This window comes from Rhizobium sp. R86522, assembly GCF_042466255.1.
GTDB lineage: Bacteria > Pseudomonadota > Alphaproteobacteria > Rhizobiales > Rhizobiaceae > Allorhizobium.
The window spans coordinates 4,178,094-4,193,833 of record NZ_JAXHBX010000001.1 but is presented as its reverse complement, the minus strand read 5'-3'; the positions used below and the strand labels follow the sequence as shown (position 1 = coordinate 4,193,833).

The 15,740-nt window shown below is 60.9% G+C and carries 17 protein-coding genes; 9 read left to right on the top strand and 8 right to left on the bottom strand.

The window, feature by feature from the left end; translation table 11 throughout:
• From SJY08_RS20250 to SJY08_RS20240, 3 genes are read left to right on the top strand one after another with little or no spacing between them, the layout of a single operon-like run.
• Positions 1-1,668 carry a heme biosynthesis protein HemY gene (locus tag SJY08_RS20250; protein WP_082347723.1) on the top strand — a complete coding sequence of 556 codons (1,668 nt, stop codon included), beginning with the start codon at positions 1-3 and terminating at the stop codon, positions 1,666-1,668.
• Positions 1,669-1,678: 10 nt separating this feature from the next.
• A complete protein-coding gene (locus SJY08_RS20245; protein ID WP_054150393.1) occupies positions 1,679-2,158 on the top strand; it encodes a TerB family tellurite resistance protein in 480 nt (159 codons plus the stop codon).
• Positions 2,148-2,882 carry a glutamine amidotransferase gene (locus tag SJY08_RS20240; RefSeq protein WP_377277867.1) on the top strand — a complete coding sequence of 245 codons (735 nt, stop codon included), beginning with the start codon at positions 2,148-2,150 and terminating at the stop codon, positions 2,880-2,882. The genes SJY08_RS20245 and SJY08_RS20240 overlap by 11 nt, the downstream gene beginning before the upstream one ends.
• Here SJY08_RS20240 and SJY08_RS20235 read toward each other — a convergent pair.
• Complete coding sequence (locus tag SJY08_RS20235) at positions 2,867-4,114, bottom strand: MFS transporter (RefSeq protein ID WP_054150391.1); 1,248 nt, start codon at positions 4,112-4,114, stop codon at positions 2,867-2,869. The two genes, SJY08_RS20240 and SJY08_RS20235, sit on opposite strands and share 16 nt — an antisense overlap.
• 124 nt (positions 4,115-4,238) lie before the next feature.
• Here SJY08_RS20235 and SJY08_RS20230 point away from each other — a divergent pair, with 124 nt between their 5' ends.
• Both SJY08_RS20230 and SJY08_RS20225 read left to right on the top strand, forming a co-directional pair.
• Positions 4,239-4,529 carry a YggT family protein gene (locus SJY08_RS20230; RefSeq protein ID WP_377277865.1) on the top strand — a complete coding sequence of 97 codons (291 nt, stop codon included), beginning with the start codon at positions 4,239-4,241 and terminating at the stop codon, positions 4,527-4,529.
• Positions 4,526-4,840, top strand: coding sequence for a DUF167 domain-containing protein (locus SJY08_RS20225; protein WP_377277863.1), 315 nt, complete (start codon positions 4,526-4,528; stop codon positions 4,838-4,840). Before SJY08_RS20230 ends, SJY08_RS20225 begins: the two co-directional genes overlap by 4 nt.
• 4 nt (positions 4,841-4,844) lie before the next feature.
• Here SJY08_RS20225 and ppa read toward each other — a convergent pair whose 3' ends face one another.
• Positions 4,845-5,381, bottom strand: coding sequence for an inorganic diphosphatase (ppa, locus tag SJY08_RS20220; protein ID WP_054150364.1), 537 nt, complete (start codon positions 5,379-5,381; stop codon positions 4,845-4,847).
• A 128-nt stretch (positions 5,382-5,509) separates the two neighbouring features.
• Here ppa and SJY08_RS20215 point away from each other — a divergent pair, with 128 nt between their 5' ends.
• Entirely contained in the window at positions 5,510-6,136 is a 627-nt protein-coding gene (locus SJY08_RS20215) for a hypothetical protein (RefSeq protein WP_377277861.1), read from the top strand.
• An 11-nt stretch (positions 6,137-6,147) separates the two neighbouring features.
• On the opposite strand, the gene SJY08_RS20210 is transcribed toward SJY08_RS20215, so the two are convergent.
• The 3 genes from SJY08_RS20210 to SJY08_RS20200 all read right to left on the bottom strand — a co-directional run bounded on the left by SJY08_RS20210 (position 6,148) and on the right by SJY08_RS20200 (position 10,880).
• Positions 6,148-6,654, bottom strand: coding sequence for a GNAT family N-acetyltransferase (locus SJY08_RS20210; RefSeq protein ID WP_377277859.1), 507 nt, complete (start codon positions 6,652-6,654; stop codon positions 6,148-6,150).
• A 184-nt stretch (positions 6,655-6,838) separates the two neighbouring features.
• On the bottom strand, positions 6,839-8,659 hold the full coding sequence (gene typA / locus SJY08_RS20205) for a translational GTPase TypA (RefSeq protein ID WP_054150361.1): 1,821 nt from the start codon (positions 8,657-8,659) through the stop codon (positions 6,839-6,841).
• A 157-nt stretch (positions 8,660-8,816) separates the two neighbouring features.
• Positions 8,817-10,880: a M3 family metallopeptidase gene (locus tag SJY08_RS20200; protein WP_377277856.1), complete on the bottom strand. Its 2,064-nt coding sequence runs from the start codon at positions 10,878-10,880 to the stop codon at positions 8,817-8,819.
• Positions 10,881-11,077: 197 nt separating this feature from the next.
• On the opposite strand from SJY08_RS20200, the gene SJY08_RS20195 reads away from it, so the two are divergent.
• Both SJY08_RS20195 and SJY08_RS20190 read left to right on the top strand, forming a co-directional pair.
• Positions 11,078-11,506: a hypothetical protein gene (locus SJY08_RS20195; RefSeq protein WP_153763217.1), complete on the top strand. Its 429-nt coding sequence runs from the start codon at positions 11,078-11,080 to the stop codon at positions 11,504-11,506.
• A 108-nt stretch (positions 11,507-11,614) separates the two neighbouring features.
• The gene (locus SJY08_RS20190) at positions 11,615-12,805 is read left to right on the top strand and encodes a multidrug effflux MFS transporter (protein ID WP_377277854.1); all 1,191 of its coding nucleotides are present in this window, start codon (positions 11,615-11,617) and stop codon (positions 12,803-12,805) included.
• 54 nt (positions 12,806-12,859) lie between these two features.
• Here the strand turns inward: SJY08_RS20190 and SJY08_RS20185 are convergent, their stop codons facing one another.
• From SJY08_RS20185 to SJY08_RS20175, 3 genes are all read right to left on the bottom strand, one after another.
• The gene (locus tag SJY08_RS20185; protein WP_377277852.1) at positions 12,860-14,083 is read right to left on the bottom strand and encodes an argininosuccinate synthase; all 1,224 of its coding nucleotides are present in this window, start codon (positions 14,081-14,083) and stop codon (positions 12,860-12,862) included.
• A gap of 220 nt (positions 14,084-14,303) precedes the next feature.
• Positions 14,304-14,480: a type II toxin-antitoxin system RelE/ParE family toxin gene (locus SJY08_RS20180; RefSeq protein WP_377277850.1), complete on the bottom strand. Its 177-nt coding sequence runs from the start codon at positions 14,478-14,480 to the stop codon at positions 14,304-14,306.
• The gene (locus SJY08_RS20175; RefSeq protein ID WP_377277848.1) at positions 14,477-14,734 is read right to left on the bottom strand and encodes a type II toxin-antitoxin system ParD family antitoxin; all 258 of its coding nucleotides are present in this window, start codon (positions 14,732-14,734) and stop codon (positions 14,477-14,479) included. Before SJY08_RS20175 ends, SJY08_RS20180 begins: the two co-directional genes overlap by 4 nt.
• Positions 14,735-14,826: 92 nt before the next feature.
• Between SJY08_RS20175 and SJY08_RS20170 the strand changes: the two genes are divergently transcribed.
• Positions 14,827-15,690, top strand: a complete 864-nt coding sequence (locus tag SJY08_RS20170; RefSeq protein WP_377277846.1) for an SDR family NAD(P)-dependent oxidoreductase — start codon at positions 14,827-14,829, stop codon at positions 15,688-15,690.
• Positions 15,691-15,740: the final 50 nt, after the last annotated feature.

The following is a 15,740-nucleotide window of genomic DNA, read 5'->3' as shown; positions in this document are numbered from 1 at the left end:
ATGACAACCATCCTCAAGGTCCTCTTCTTCTTCGGTTTCATCCTGGCGCTCGGCTTCGGCTTCTCCTGGATCGCGGATCGTCCCGGTGAAATCTCGCTGATCTGGGAAGGTCAGCAGTACAATACCGATCTCATAGTCGCCGTGACGGCGCTCGTCGGGCTCGTCGCCGTGATCATGGTGACCTGGTGGCTGCTGCGCACGCTCTGGACTTCGCCCCACTCGGTTCGCCGCTTCTTCCGCGCCCGCAAGCGCGACCGCGGCTATCAGGCGCTCTCCACCGGTCTGATTGCCGCAGGTGCTGGAAACGCGATCCTGGCCCGCAAGATGAGCGCCCGCGCCCGAAGCCTGATACGCGCTGATCAGGAGCCCCTGATCCGCGTGCTGGATGCCCAGGCCGCTCTGATCGAAGGCCGCCATGACGAGGCCCGCCGGCTGTTCCAGGAGATGTCCGAAGATCCGGAGACCCGAGAGCTGGGCTTACGCGGCCTTTATGTCGAGGCAAATCGTCTGGGGGCCCATGAGGCAGCTCGGCAATATGCCGAAACCGCAGCGGAAGCTGCCCCCTACCTGCCCTGGGCGGCCAAGGCGACGCTCGAACACCGCTGCCGCGCCGGGCACTGGGACGATGCGATCCGACTGCTCGACCAGCAGAAGATCGCCCATGTCCTGGAACGCCACGAGGCCGAACGCCTGAAGGCCGTGCTTTTGACCGCAAAGGCCGAGGACCAGCTCGAAGCCGAACCGGCGGGCGCACGCGACAGCGCGTTGAAGGCACTGAAGCTCGCCAAGGGTCTCGTCCCGGCCGCGATCGTGGCCGCCAAGGCCTATATGCGCGAAGACAACCTCCGCAAGGCGTCACACACGCTGGAACAGGTCTGGAAGATCGAACCGCACCCGGAAATTGCCCGGGCCTATGTGCGGGCGCGCAGCGGTGACAGCGCCGTGGACCGTCTCAAGAAGGCGGAGAAGCTTGAGGCCCTGAAGCCGAACAATTACGAGTCGTTGCTTGTTGTCGCCGAGGCAGCGCTCGATGCCCAGGATTTCAAGAAGGCTCGGACAAAGGCGGAAGCTGCTGCCCGTATCGCTTCGCGCGAACGGGTCTATCTGCTCCTTGCGGATATTGAAGAGGCCGAAACCGGCGATCAGGGCCGTATCCGCCATTGGATGGGCCAGGCCCTGAAGGCACCGCGCGACCCCGCCTGGGTGGCCGACGGCCATGTCTCTGAACGCTGGATGCCGATCTCGCCGGTCACCGGTCGTCTCGATGCCTTCGAATGGAAGACACCCTTCGACCAACTGGCCGGCCCGATCGAAGAAGGCAGCGTCTCCGAAGGTGAAAAGGCACTTGCCTCCCTGCCACCTGTTGCAAGGACCGAAGCGCCTGCGCAGCCCGAACCTCAGTTCGAGACGGCAAAGCCGAAAATCGTGCAACCGGAAGCCCGGGTGATCGATGCCGAGCCTCAAGCAAAAGCAATCGAACCGGAGGCACCTCCGGCCAAAGCGACAAAGCCGGAGAAACCTGCGGTGATCGCATCCAGAGAGGCCACTGCCGCTGCGCAGGAGCCAGCTGTGGTCGAGCCATTCTTCGGCCGGCCGCCCGATGACCCCGGGGTCAAGGATCCGGCGCTCGCCGCACCCGAAGCCAAAACGCGCCTGAAACTCTTCTGACGGGATCCGCATGCTCGACCGCTTGCAAGCCTTCTTCCAATCCGTGATGCAGGACCGCCCCAAGGCGGTCTTCGCCCCCGACGATCCCCGGATCGCCGTCGCTGCCCTCTGTCTTCAGGTCATGGAGGCAGACGGCGTCGTGCGCGATACCGAGCGGATGAAACTGCGGGAAATCCTGAAAGAAGAATACGGGCTTGAAGATAGCGCCCTCGACGCCTTGATCGAAGCCGGTCAGGACGCGGAAAGCGAGGCGGTCGACTACTATCGCTTCACCACAGAGCTGAAGCGCCAGCTGAATGAAGATGAGCGCCAGCACCTCGTGGGCATCCTCTGGGACATTGTCTATGCCGATGGCACCCGCAGCGAAATGGAAGACCACGCGATCTGGCGGGTTGCCGATCTGCTCGGTGTCTCCGGGCGTGAACGCATCGTCCAGCGGCAGGAAGCAGCCGAACGTGCGGGTCTTGGAGCAATCGACGATGCCACGTGAGGAACGGTCGCGTTCGCGCGATCGCAAGCTGCCTGTCCTGATCGTCCTGCATCAGGAACGTTCCAGCCCCGGCCGGGTCGGCCAGATGCTGGAAGAAAAGGGTTACCCGCTGGACATCCGCCGCCCGGTGCTCGGCGAAGACTTGCCGATGAGCCTGAGGAACCACGCTGGCGCGGTCGTCTTCGGCGGGCCAATGAGCGCCAATGATCCCGACGATTACATCAAGACCGAAATCAACTGGCTCGATGTACCGCTCAAGGAAAACAAGCCGTTCCTCGGCATCTGCCTCGGCGCCCAGATGCTGGTCCGCCATCTCGGCGGCAAGGTGGAGGCCGACCGCGAGGAACGCACCGAGATCGGCTGGTATCCGATCCGGCCGACGGAGCATGGCCGCCTGCTGATGCATTGGCCGAAGATGGTCTATCACTTCCATCGCGAGGGTTTCAGCCTGCCCAATGGTGCAAAATTGCTCGCGAGCGGCGACATCTACCCGAACCAGGCCTTCCGCTATGGCGAAAACGCCTGGGCCGTGCAGTTCCATGCCGAACTGACCCGCGCCATGATGCACCGCTGGGTCGTCCATGGTGCACATCGATTCGTGCTACCGAATGCCCAGCAAGGCCGGGAACATCTGGAAGGCCGGATGATCTTCGACGCCCCCTTGCGCGCCTGGCTGTCGGATTTCCTCGACCTGATCTTCGAGCGTGATCAGCGCGCCTCCTGACGCTCCGGCACTTCGAGACTGTCGATCTTGCGCAGCTGCGGGAAACCGAGCGCCCAGACGGCCGCAACGGCGAGCGTGCCGAAACCACCGATCACGACAGCTGGCACAGGCCCGATGAAATGCGCCATGGTGCCGGCGCGGAATTCGCCGAGCTCGTTGGAAGCTCCGACAAAGACCATGTTGACGGCATTGACCCGGCCACGCACCTCGTCTGGAGTCCAGAGAGCGATCAGCGTCTCACGCACATAGACGGACGCCATGTCGGCGGCACCCATCAGCATCAAGGCGAGGATCGAAAGCCACGCATATTCGGACAAGCCAAAGACGATCGTGCCGGCCCCGAACAGCGCAACACCGATGAACATAAAGATCCCGGCATTGTGACGGATCGGGAAGGTCGCCAGCGCGATGGCAACGATGATGGCGCCGATCCCGGGTGCGGCGCGCAGGAGACCGAGCCCCCAGGGGCCGAGATCGAGAATGTCACGCGCAAAGACCGGCATCAGCGCCACGGCTCCGCCGAGCAGGACCGCGAAGAGGTCGAGCGAGATCGCACCCAGCACCACCTTCTCACCGAAGATGAAACGGAAGCCAGCAAACAGGGTGTCGAGGCTGACGGCCTTCTCCGACTTCCGCTGCGGCGGACGCTTGACCAGGAAAACCAGGATGGCCGCGGCCGCGAAGAAAGCAAAGGACACGGAATAAGCGACAACAGGGCTCGCTCCGTAGAGCAGACCACCGGCCACGGGGCCGACGATCGACGCTGTCTGCCAGGAGGACGAATTCCAGGCGACCGCGTTGGAGAGATCCTTCTGCGGCACCAGGTTGGGCGCAAGCGACTGCACGGCGGGCGCTGCAAAGGCGCGCTCGATGCCGAAAACGACGAGGATGGCAAATACGATCGTCGGCTCGAAGGCATCGGCGATGGTCAGCCCAAGCAGCGCTCCGGCGCAGATGGCGCTGACGATCATGCAGATCGAGACGATGGCCCGGCGGTTATAGCGGTCGGCGACGGAACCGGTGACGAGGATCAGGAGCAGTGACGGCAGGAATTGCACCAGACCGATCAGACCGAGATAAAAGACATTGCCCGTCATGTCATACATCTGCCAGCCGACGGAGACGCTGAGGATCTGGGTGGCGAAGGCTCCCAGGAAGCGGGCAAAGAAGAAACGCGTGTAGGAGGAATGCCGAAACGCGGCGAAACGATCATCGGCCGAGGACGGGTGCATCGAAGTGACCTTAAGCTGCGGACAGGCCCGCCGTTAAACATGATTCGGATTGCGTGGGCCCCATCCACTTGTCCGTTAAGTCGCCAATGTCTACATCACTGTCAACCGAGAAATGGAGACCTGAATGTACGCACTGTTTCAGACGATCGACCTTGCCCTGAGCATCTTTACCTGGATTCTGATCGGCAGTGCGATCTTCTCCTGGCTCTACGCCTTCAACGTGATCAACTCCAGCAATCAATTCGTGGCGACGCTTGGACAATTCCTCCACAACGTCACCGAACCGGCCCTCCGCCCGATCCGCCGCTTCATGCCGGATCTCGGCGGTATCGACATTTCGCCGATTGTCCTGCTGTTGATCATCTTCTTCCTGCGTTCCTTCCTCTGGAACAGCATCTACCCGCTGGTGGCGTGACAAGCCCCTACCGTCTTGGCCATGACCATCTCCTGCTCGCCGTCCGGCTGACACCGAACGGCGGGCGCGATGCGTTTGACGGGGTGGAAGTTTCCGCCGACGGCCAGTCACATCTGAAGGCCCGCGTGACCGCCGTGCCCGAAAAGGGCAAGGCCAACAAGGCCCTCATCGCCCTGCTCTCAAAATCCTTGAAGGTCCCGAAATCGACTATAACAGTCGTCTCCGGCGAAACCTCAAGACAAAAAATCCTCCGGATCGAGGGCGACCCGGAGGATTTGAAATCGCAGCTAGACGCTCTCGCGTCCGCCTGAGAACTTACTTGCCTTCGTCCTTGGCGCGCTGGATCGAGTCCAGAATGATTTGCTTGGCAGCATCGACATCCATCCAGTCGCCGATCTTGACCCACTTGCCGGGCTCCAGATCCTTGTAGTGCTCGAAGAAGTGCTGGATCTGCTTCAGCGTGATTTCCGGAAGATCCGTGTAGTTGGTGATCTTGTCATAGCGACGCGTCAGCTTCGGTACCGGCACGGCGAGGATCTTCTCGTCCATGCCGCCATCGTCTTCCATCATCATCACGCCGATCGGGCGAACATTGATGACGCAGCCCGGAACGAGCGGGCGCGTGTTGCAGATCAGAACGTCGAGCGGGTCGCCGTCCTTGCAGAGCGTGTGCGGTACGAAGCCGTAATTGCCCGGATAGGTCATCGGGGTGTAGAGGAAGCGGTCGACGACCAGCGTGCCGGCGTCCTTGTCCATCTCATACTTGATCGGCTGGCCGCCGACAGGAACTTCGACGATGACGTTGATGTCTTCCGGCGGGTTCTTGCCGATGGCAATTGCATCAATACGCATATTATTGGACCCCGTAGAGTGTTGAATTCCTGCGCTACCTAATGCGAATTATGGCGCAATGCAACACGGCTTTCGGCTGAGTCGCAGGTCACCGGGCACGACGCCAAAAGACGGGGAGTGCAGACAGCATGAACAAGAAGAATGGAGTGATGGCGGGCCTGTCGCTTCTGACCGTCCTGACACTTGCGAGCCCCGCTCCCGCAAACGACAGCAGCTATACGGATCTTGACCTCGATACCTGTGAGACATTGGCAGAGGACCCGATAGGCGTATCGCTGAAGTGCAATGGTTACGGCGAGTTTCCCGTCTACTTCAAGGAGGGCGACCTTCGGCAGAGCGTGATCTTCGGCAAGGTCGATCGGGAACTCATCGAGGGCGCCTTCGAGAGCTTTTCTGCCTTCAACCGGGTCAATACGAAGATCGAGTGGCAACTCAATGGGGCGGGCACGCCGGTGGCGGCAATCCTGCGCTGGTTCATCGAAAACCCGGGACCCAGCGGATCACCCAGCCCGGAAAGCACAGGCCAGGTTCTTGTCATTTCTCGGGTCGGAACGGCAGCCTATCCGGGCTCCTGCTTCGTCGGGATGGTGGATGCGAAGGCGACCGCCGACGCCAACAGGGTGGCCAGACAGGTGGCAGACGATATTGCTGACACTTTCGACTGCGGCATGCAGCCACCGGAATGGTATGGCAAGCGCGGCGACCTGACCAGTGAGCGCACCTTCAGTTGGCCCGAGGGTTACGTCGTTGACTGAGGCAAACGCGGTCAGTTCCAGATGAAGCCAAGCTTCTTGAGGTGCACGTCGTCGAAGTCTTCCATCCCCTCGACGGCATCCGTACCGCCGTTCGTCCGGAAGAAATTTGCGGCAATCTCGCTGTCTTCAAGGCACCAGACGACCATGCCGTTGCAGCCCAGCGATCTCAAAATCCGCCGCGCCTCGTGGAACAGCTGGTAACCGAGCCCGATACCCTGATATTCGGGCCGGAGATACAACTCATAGATCTCGCCCTCATGCGGCAAGACGCGCGCTCTGTTGTAGCCGAGGGAAGCATAACCTGCGACTTGCCCCGCCACTTCGGCAACAAGGATCGTGGCGGGACCACGCGTCGCCTTTCGCCACCAGCTTTCGCCGCGGCGCTCGACCATACGGGTCAGCGCACGATAGGGAATGATACCGGAATAGGCGTGCATCCAGGCATTGCGATGAGCATCCGCGATCGCGGCGGCGTCACCGGGGCCTGCCAAGCGCATGTCGATCGACAACGTCTTCATAACGTAAACCCACTCTGGCGCGCCCCCTGATGAGACGCGGAGCCTGGACCTGCATCGGCCCAACGAGAAAATTTAACGCTTTTTTAAGATTACTCGCAAGGCGGAAGGCGGAGGATGCACAAACAAAACCCCGGCCTTTTAGACCGGGGTTTCAAAACGAAACATGTTTTCAGAGACTTGCGCCTCAGATGGCAGCCTTGGACTTTTCCATGCGCTTGCGATCGTTCGCATCGAGGAACATCTTGCGCAGGCGGATCGACTTCGGCGTGACTTCCATCAGCTCGTCGTCCTGGATCCAGGAGAGCGCACGATCGAGCGTCATGCGGATCGGCGGGGTCAGCTTGACGGCTTCGTCCTTGCCGGCAGAGCGGATGTTGGTCAACTGCTTGCCCTTGAGAACGTTGACTTCGAGGTCGTTGTCACGCGTGTGGATGCCGATGATCATGCCGGCATAAACCTTTTCACCTGGCTCGATGATCATCGGGCCGCGGTCTTCCAGGTTGAACATCGCGTAGGCAACAGCTTCACCCGACTGGTTGGACAGCAGAACGCCGTTGACGCGACCGGTGATCGCACCCTTGTAAGGCTGGTAGTCGTGGAACAGGCGGTTCATGATCGCCGTGCCGCGCGTATCGGTCAGGAGTTCCGACTGGTAGCCGATCAGGCCACGGGTCGGTGCGTAGAAGCGCAGACGAACGCGGCTGCCGCCGGACGGGCGAAGCTCGACCATCTCGGCCTTGCGCTCGGACATCTTCTGAACGACGACACCGGAATGCTCTTCATCGACGTCGATCACGACTTCTTCGATCGGCTCCATGGTCTGGCCGCTCTCGTCCTTGTGCATGACGACGCGCGGACGCGAAACGGCAAGCTCGAAGCCTTCGCGACGCATGGTCTCAATGAGAACGGCGAGCTGCAATTCGCCACGGCCCGACACGAAGAAGGAATCCTTGCCGTCGGATTCTTCGATCTTCAAGGCGACATTGCCTTCAGCTTCCTTGAACAGGCGATCGCGGATGACGCGGCTCGTGACCTTGTCACCTTCCGTGCCGGCAAGCGGGCTGTCATTGACGAGGAAGGACATGGTGACGGTCGGCGGATCGATCGGCTGTGCCGTCATGGCTTCGGTGATCGACGGATCGCAGAACGTATCAGCAACCGTGCCCTTCGAAAGGCCGGCGATGGCGACGATGTCACCAGCATGGGCTTCTTCGATCGGCTGGCGCTCGATGCCGCGGAACGCGAGGATCTTCGAAATACGGCCGGTTTCAACGGTCTTGCCATCCTGGGCGAGAACCTTGACAGCCTGGTTCGGCTTGATCGAGCCGGAAGCGATACGACCGGTGATGATGCGACCGAGGAAGGGGTTGGCTTCGAGAAGCGTTCCGATCATGCGGAACGGGCCTTCTTCGACGTTAGGCTCCGGAACATGCTCGAGCACGAGGTCGAGAAGCGGCGCGAGACCGGCATCCTTCGGACCTTCCGGGTTCACGTTCATCCAGCCATCGCGACCAGAGCCGTACAGGATCGGGAAGTCGAGCTGATCGTCGGTCGCATCGAGATTGGCGAAGAGGTCGAAGACTTCGTTGATGACTTCTTCGTGGCGGCCGTCCGGGCGGTCGATCTTGTTGATCGCGACGATCGGGCGAAGACCGACCTTCAGCGCCTTGCCGACGACGAACTTGGTCTGCGGCATCGGGCCTTCCGAGGAGTCGACCAGAACGATCGCGCCGTCCACCATCGAGAGGATACGCTCAACTTCACCGCCGAAGTCGGCGTGACCGGGCGTATCGACGATGTTGATGCGGTGACCCTTCCACTCGATCGAAGTCGCCTTGGCCAGGATCGTGATGCCACGTTCCTTTTCGAGGTCGTTCGAATCCATCATGCGCTCGGCGGTGCGCTGGTTCTCACGGAAAGACCCCGACTGCTTCAGAAGCTCGTCCACAAGGGTCGTTTTTCCATGGTCGACGTGCGCGATAATCGCGATGTTGCGCATTTTCATGTTTGTGATCTCTGATAGCTGGGGCGCAATACGGGAGAGTGGCGCCGATTTACTTTGGCGCGCTCATACCTTGTTTTTTGCATTTGCGAAAGGGGGAAACGCCCGATGCGCCGGCGATGGTTACCGCCGACGGCAAATTTCGGGTGCACTGCAAGCCTTAAGCGGCAAGCCCTTTCTTCTTCAGCATCGCCTCCGGGCTTGGCAGCTTGCCGCGGAATGCCTTGTAGGCATCCTCCGGATCGACCGATCCACCCGAGGCATAAATGTGGGTCTTGAGCTTCGATGCCATCTCCGGATCGAAGGGATTGCCGGTCTCCTCGAAGGCCGCGAAGGCGTCGGCGTCGAGCACTTCCGACCACATGTAGGAATAGTAGCCGGCCGAGTAGCCGTCGCCCGAAAAGACGTGCTGGAAGTGCGGCGTGGCGTGGCGCATGACGATCGAAGCGGGCATGCCGATCTTCTCGAGTACCTCGGCCTGCACCGCAATCGGGTCTTCGACCGCCCCGCGCGTGTGGAAGGCCATATCGACCAGCGCCGACGAGGTGAATTCGACGGTGTTGAAGCCCGCATTGAAGGTTCGGGCGGCGAGCACCTTGTCGAGCAAGGCCTGCGGCATCGGTTCGCCGGTCTGGTAGTGGACCGCATAGGTCTTGAGGATTTGCGGCACCGTCAGCCAGTGTTCGTAGAGCTGCGACGGCAGTTCGACGAAGTCGCGCGATACGCCCGTGCCGGAGACGGAAGGATAGGTGACATCCGACAGCATGCCATGTGCGGCGTGGCCGAATTCGTGGAAGAGTGTGCGGGCATCGTCGAGTGACAGCAGCGCCGGTTTGCCGGCTTCGGGCTTGGCGAAATTGCAGACATTGTAGATAATCGGCAGCTCACCCTGGCGGCCGTTCTTCAGCGGCAGCCGGTGCTGCGCCTGGAAACTGCTCATCCAGGCACCCGAGCGCTTCGATGAACGGGCGAAATAGTCACCGAGGAAAAGCGCCACCAGCTTGTCGTTCCGGTCGCGGATCTCGAAGACCCGCACATCCGGATGATAGCCAACGACATTGGCAAGCGGCACGGCGCGGATGCCGAAGATGCGGCCCGCGACGTCGAAGCAGGCCTCGATGATCTTTTCGAGCTGCAGATAGGGCTTCAGTTCAGTTTCGGAAAAATCGAACTTCTTCGCCCGAAGCTTTTCGGCAAAGTGGCGCCAGTCCCACGGCGCGACCTCGTGGTTCTTTCCCTCTTCAGCAATCAAGGCGGCAAGCTCGGCCTCTTCGGCGCGCGCCTGAGAGACTGCCTTTTCCCAGACCTGCATCAGGAGACCGTTCACCGCTTCCGGTGTCTTCGCCATCGTGTTGTCGAGCTTGTAGGAGGCAAAGTCCTTGTAGCCGAGCAGAGCCGCCTTCTCTGCCCTGAGAGCCAGGGTTTCCTTGACGATTTCCCGGTTGTCCGTTGCCCCGCCATTGATGCCGCGCGAGGTCCAGGCCTTGAAGGCGATCTCGCGCAGGTCGCGACGTTCGGAGAAGGTGAGGAAGGGCTCGATGATCGACCGCGACAGTGTCACCACATGGCTGTGTCCGCCGCCATGGGCGGCAGCCGCAGACGCCATGGCATCGCGCAGGAAGGCGGGGATACCAGCGAGATCCTCCTCGCCGACAAGCGGCAGGGTCCACGACGATTCGTCGGCGAGGACGTTCTGGCCGAAACTGGCACCGAGGCTCGCGAGCCTTTCGTTGATCGCCGCCAGACGCTCCTGCTCGGCCTTCGGCAACTTGGCACCCGCTTTCACGAAGCCCTTCCAGTGGCGTTCCAGAACGCGGGTCTGCTCAACCGTCAGCCCGAGATCCGCCTGGCGTGTCCAGAGGTCATCGATGCGGCGGAACAGCGCCGCGTTCATGCCGATCTTCGAATAGTGGCGCGACATCTTCGGCGCGATCTCGCGCTCCAGAGCCTGGATGTCGGGATTGGTATGGGCACCGGCACGGTTCCAGAACAGGGCCGACACACGGGAGAGCGCGTCGCCCGCGATTTCCAGCGCAACGATCGTGTTCGCGAAAGTCACCGGTTCAGGATTGTTCGCGATCGCATCGATTTCTGCGTCGTGCTCTTTCAGCGCCGCGTCAAAGGCCGGCGCATAGTCGTTGTCGCCAACCTTCTCGAACTGCGGCAGGCCATGCGGCCCCTGCCACTCGGTGACGGCGGGATTGAAAACAGACGACTGGACCATGCGAAAACCTCCTGAAGCTTCGCGCTGCAAAGGAGCGAAGCACTGATTTTCCTCCATGTTATCCCGGCAACATATGGGTGAGCACGCAAAAATCGGTGAACAAGGCAGAATTTTTCCACCACGGGTTCAGGCGCTGATTGACGTAGTTTCGAATAAGAACATAGATCGATATATCCTATGAAAGGACGGTCACGGCCATGGAAATCTTTCCGATCCAACCGGTAGGCGCATCCTCCCTTCGCGTCAAAGAAAGCAGCCCGCAATCCAATGTCGGCCTACCTGAGCTTTCGCCGAAGGTAGCGGTCTCGAAAGAAACCGAGGTTTTCGAAGAGGCGTTGTCGGTCTTCGCCAGCATGACGCCCCGCCGCTTGCGCGAGATTGCGTCGGAGAGCTTTCAGCGGGAAGAGATCGACGCCGACACCTATCGCGAACTCTCGACGGAGCTGCCCTTGCAGATCGTCGATCGCAACGGCAAGATGATGGATCTGTCCACACTGACCGACGACTCCCATTTCGACTATGCGGAATACTACCGGACACAGCAGTCGCTTGCCGAGATGATCGGCGACATGGACATGGCGGGCTCCTATTCGAAGGTTCTGGATTTCTTTTCGAAATCGACCTGATCGCGCAGGAAGCGACAATTGGCACTCGATCCCGGACCACAATCGCACTAAGTCATCAGCAGGAGGCGCCGCAGTGGCGCCTTTCTTCTTGATTCCGGACGAGTTCTGATGACACCGATGCGCATGAGCGAGCGTCGCACCACCTTCCTCGGTGCTTTCCTGACCACGCTCGGCCCAATCTCCATGGCCATCTACACACCGGCCATGCCAGAGCTGGTACGCGCCTTCGGCACGACCGATGCAGCAATCAAACTCAGCCTCTCGATGTTCTTCGCCGGGTTCGCGCTTGCCCAGCTGGTCGCAGGCCCCCTCGCTGATGCGCTCGGACGCAAGAAGGCGACGTTGATCTTTCTGGCTATCTATCTCGTTGGATCACTTCTCGCGACGCTGGCCCCCAGCGTCGAGTTCATCCTCGCCGCGCGCCTCGTTCAGGGCATCGGTGCTTCCGTCGGCGTTGTCGTCGGGCGCGCGATCGTTCGAGACCTCTACACCGGCGCGGATGCCGCCCGGATCCTCAACACCATCGGTATCTTTCTCGCCGTTGGGCCGGCCATGGGGCCGACCCTTGGCGGCTTGACGTTGGCGGCCTTCGGCTGGAATGCGGTGTTCCTGCTGATGGTGGGGTTCGGCGCCATGGCCGTAGGCTTTACCGTGCTGCTGCTGAAAGAAACGATCGTTCCGGATCTCGGACGCCTTCGACCCGCCCAGTTGATGCGCAACTACCTGGAGGTCGCCCGCAATGCCCGATTCCTCGCAGCATCGCTCGTCCTGAGTGGCACTATCGGCGCGCTCTATGCGCAGTCGACCATGTTGCCCTTCGTCCTGATCAACGAGGTCGGCCTGACACCGACCGCGTTTGGTTTGGGCATGCTGATGCAATCAGGCGCATACCTCGCAGGATCGCTCACCCTGAAACTCGTCTCCCGAAGGATTTCGGGGCTTACGGCGTCGCGGATCGGCATAGCCCTCTGCGGCAGCGGCGCTGTCATCATGGCGCTTTCGGTCGCGTTCGTGCCGCCCTTCTTCCTTTCCGTCATGGCCCCGGTGGCCGTCTGCACCTTCGGTCTGGCCTTCCTGAGCCCCCATGTCGTGATGACGAGCATGGCTCCCTTCCCGCATATTGCGGGATCGGCATCTGCATTAACAGGCTTCCTGCAGATGAGCGCGGGCTTTGCGGGCGGCGTGGCAGCCGCCTCGATCGGTGATCCCTTGACCGCCTTCGGCATCATCATACCCTTCATGGAGCTGAGCGCTGTCGCCGGTTTCTTCTGGCTCCGCCACCTCGAACGCAAGGCATGAAAAAGCCCGCCTCCCCCGAGGGGGAGACGGGCGATCTTGAATGCCTGAACTGGCTTATTTGCCGAGATTGCGCTTGGCGAGCGTGCGCAGCCGAAGCGCGTTCAGCTTGATGAAGCCGGCGGCGTCCTTCTGGTCGTAGGCGCCCTGGTCGTCTTCGAAGGTAACGAGCTGGTCGGAATAGAGCGACTTCGCCGATTCACGGCCGATGACCATGACATTGCCCTTGTAGAGCTTCAGCGTCACTTCGCCTTCGACATGCTCCTGGCTCTTGTCGATGAGAGCCTGCAGCATTTCGCGCTCCGGCGAGAACCAGAAGCCGTAATAGATCAGCTCGGCGTAACGCGGCATGATCTCGTCCTTGAGGTGGGCTGCACCACGGTCGAGCGTGATCGATTCGATCGCACGGTGTGCCGAAAGAAGGATCGTGCCGCCGGGGGTCTCGTAGACGCCGCGCGACTTCATACCGACGAAGCGGTTCTCAACGAGGTCGAGACGGCCGATACCGTTGTCACGGCCGTAGTCGTTGAGTGCGGCGAGCAGCGTTGCCGGGCTCATGCGAACGCCGTTGATCGAGACTGCATCACCTTTTTCGAAGCCGACCTTGATGATCGTGGCCTTGTCCGGTGCGGCTTCCGGCGAGATCGTGCGCATATGCACGTATTCCGGCGCTTCGACGGACGGATCTTCCAGAACCTTGCCCTCGGACGAGGAATGCAGGAGGTTGGCGTCAACCGAGAACGGCGCTTCGCCCTTCTTGTCCTTGGCAACCGGGATCTGGTTCTGCTCGGCGAAGGCGAGCAGATCGGTGCGGCTCTTGAACGCCCAGTCGCGCCAGGGTGCGATGATCTTGATGTCGGGGTTCAGCGCATAGGCCGAGAGTTCGAAACGAACCTGGTCATTGCCCTTGCCGGTCGCGCCGTGGGCGATGGCGTCTGCGCCGGTCTTCTTGGCGATGTCGATCAGGTGCTTGGAGATCAGCGGACGGGCGATCGAAGTGCCGAGCAGGTAGACGCCTTCATAGACGGCATTGGCACGGAACATCGGGAAGACGAAATCGCGCACGAACTCTTCGCGCACGTCCTCAATGAAGATCTCCTTGATACCGAGCATCTCGGCCTTCTTGCGGGCCGGCTCGAGCTCTTCACCCTGGCCGAGATCGGCGGTGAAGGTCACGACTTCAGCACCGAGTTCGGTCTGGAGCCATTTCAGGATGATCGAGGTGTCGAGACCGCCAGAATAGGCGAGGACGACTTTCTTCACGTCTTTGGGGAGTGCCATGTCGATGTTCCGTCTGGAAGGAGCGAGGCTCAGACCCCGCCTGGATCAAGAATGGCGGCACTTTTAGCGAGATTCCGCTGGCGTGCAAGGGCGGGAGGCAACTGGGTCAGAGATGGCGACCGATATTCATGCGCCGGTGAAGGATCCGGATCAGCACTATGGAATGCGACGTCTCTCGATAAACGAGGTAGTGGGATTGATACGCTACGCTGAGATAGGCTTACCTAAGTCCGGGAATTTTCCGGCCATAGCGTCGTCCCTCGCAGATTTCTTGAAGGTTGCGCCTGGTCCCAAGCGCGTATGCAATCGCCTGATCCAAACCCCAACGCTCTTCGGTGTAGTCGAAGAGCGCGTCGAGGTCGTGAGCAGCCCGCGGCGAAACAATCAGGGGCTTCATTCGGCGGCGGAGCGGCGACGCTTGCGATCGATGAACTCATCAAAGTCAAACGGCTGCGGCTGACTAGAGGCCTCACCCTCATCGATAGCAGCCTGGATAGCGGCAAGTCCATCCACCTCATCGCGCAGCAATGCGAGGGCGGCCTCAATGACCTCGGCTTCCGAGGCATAATCTCCAGCAGAAATTTTGGCTTCGATGAACTCCGCCAGTTCCCCCGAGACCGTGACGGTCGTAACCTTGTTCATGGGCAGCATTGCCTCCATCGAGCGCTGTCACGTTGACGATGTCCGGGAAGGGTACCATATCGCGACCAGCCACAACACTACAGGTTCTGAAGGAGTTCGCCATGACGATCCCACATCCAGCGTTCGTGAAAGGTCATGTCGCCGTCATCACCGGCGCCGCCTCGGGCATCGGCCTCGCCACCGCCAAGGCGTTTGCTGGCATGGGCCTCTGCGTCGTTCTGGTTGACCTCGAAGGCGACCAGTTGGCCGCGGCAGCCCTAGAGGTTGCAGCACTTTCCGCAAGTGGTGACACGGATGTCGTCGCAATCGGCACGGACGTCTCGAAACTGGATGAACTCGAAGCGCTGGAGCGCGCCGTTATCCAGCGTTTCGGACGCGTGCATGTGCTGATGAACAATGCCGGTATCCAGCCGGGCAGCAGCCTCTTTGGGCCGCAGGCCAACTGGGACAATGTGCTCGGCGTCAACCTGATGGCCATCATCAATGGCACCCGCACCTTCGGCCCGGGCATGGTCGCCCACAAGGATCCGGCACTCATCATCAATACGGGGTCCAAGCAGGGCATCACGACGCCCCCGGGTGATCCGGCCTACAATGTCTCGAAGGCCGGCGTGAAAACTTTCACCGAAGCGCTTCAGCACGAGCTGCGCAATACCCCGGACTGCAATGTCACTGCCCATCTTCTGATCCCCGGTTTCGTCTTCACGGGTCTGACGGCGAATGGCCGCACCGAAAAGCCGTCCGGCGCATGGACGCCGGAAGAGACGGTCGAGTTCATGCTGGAAAGCCTTGTCAGAGGCGACTTCTACATCCTCTGCCCGGATAACGATGTGAACCGCGCCCTGGACGAGAAGCGCATCGCCTGGGCCGCCGGCGATATCATCGAAAACCGCCCGCCGCTCTCGCGCTGGCATCCGGACTACGCCGACGCCTTCAAGACCTACCTGTCCGTTCCCAAGGGCTGATTGGCAAGCTCGCTGAAGGCCGTTATGGATTGAGCACCCGCAGGTCGCGG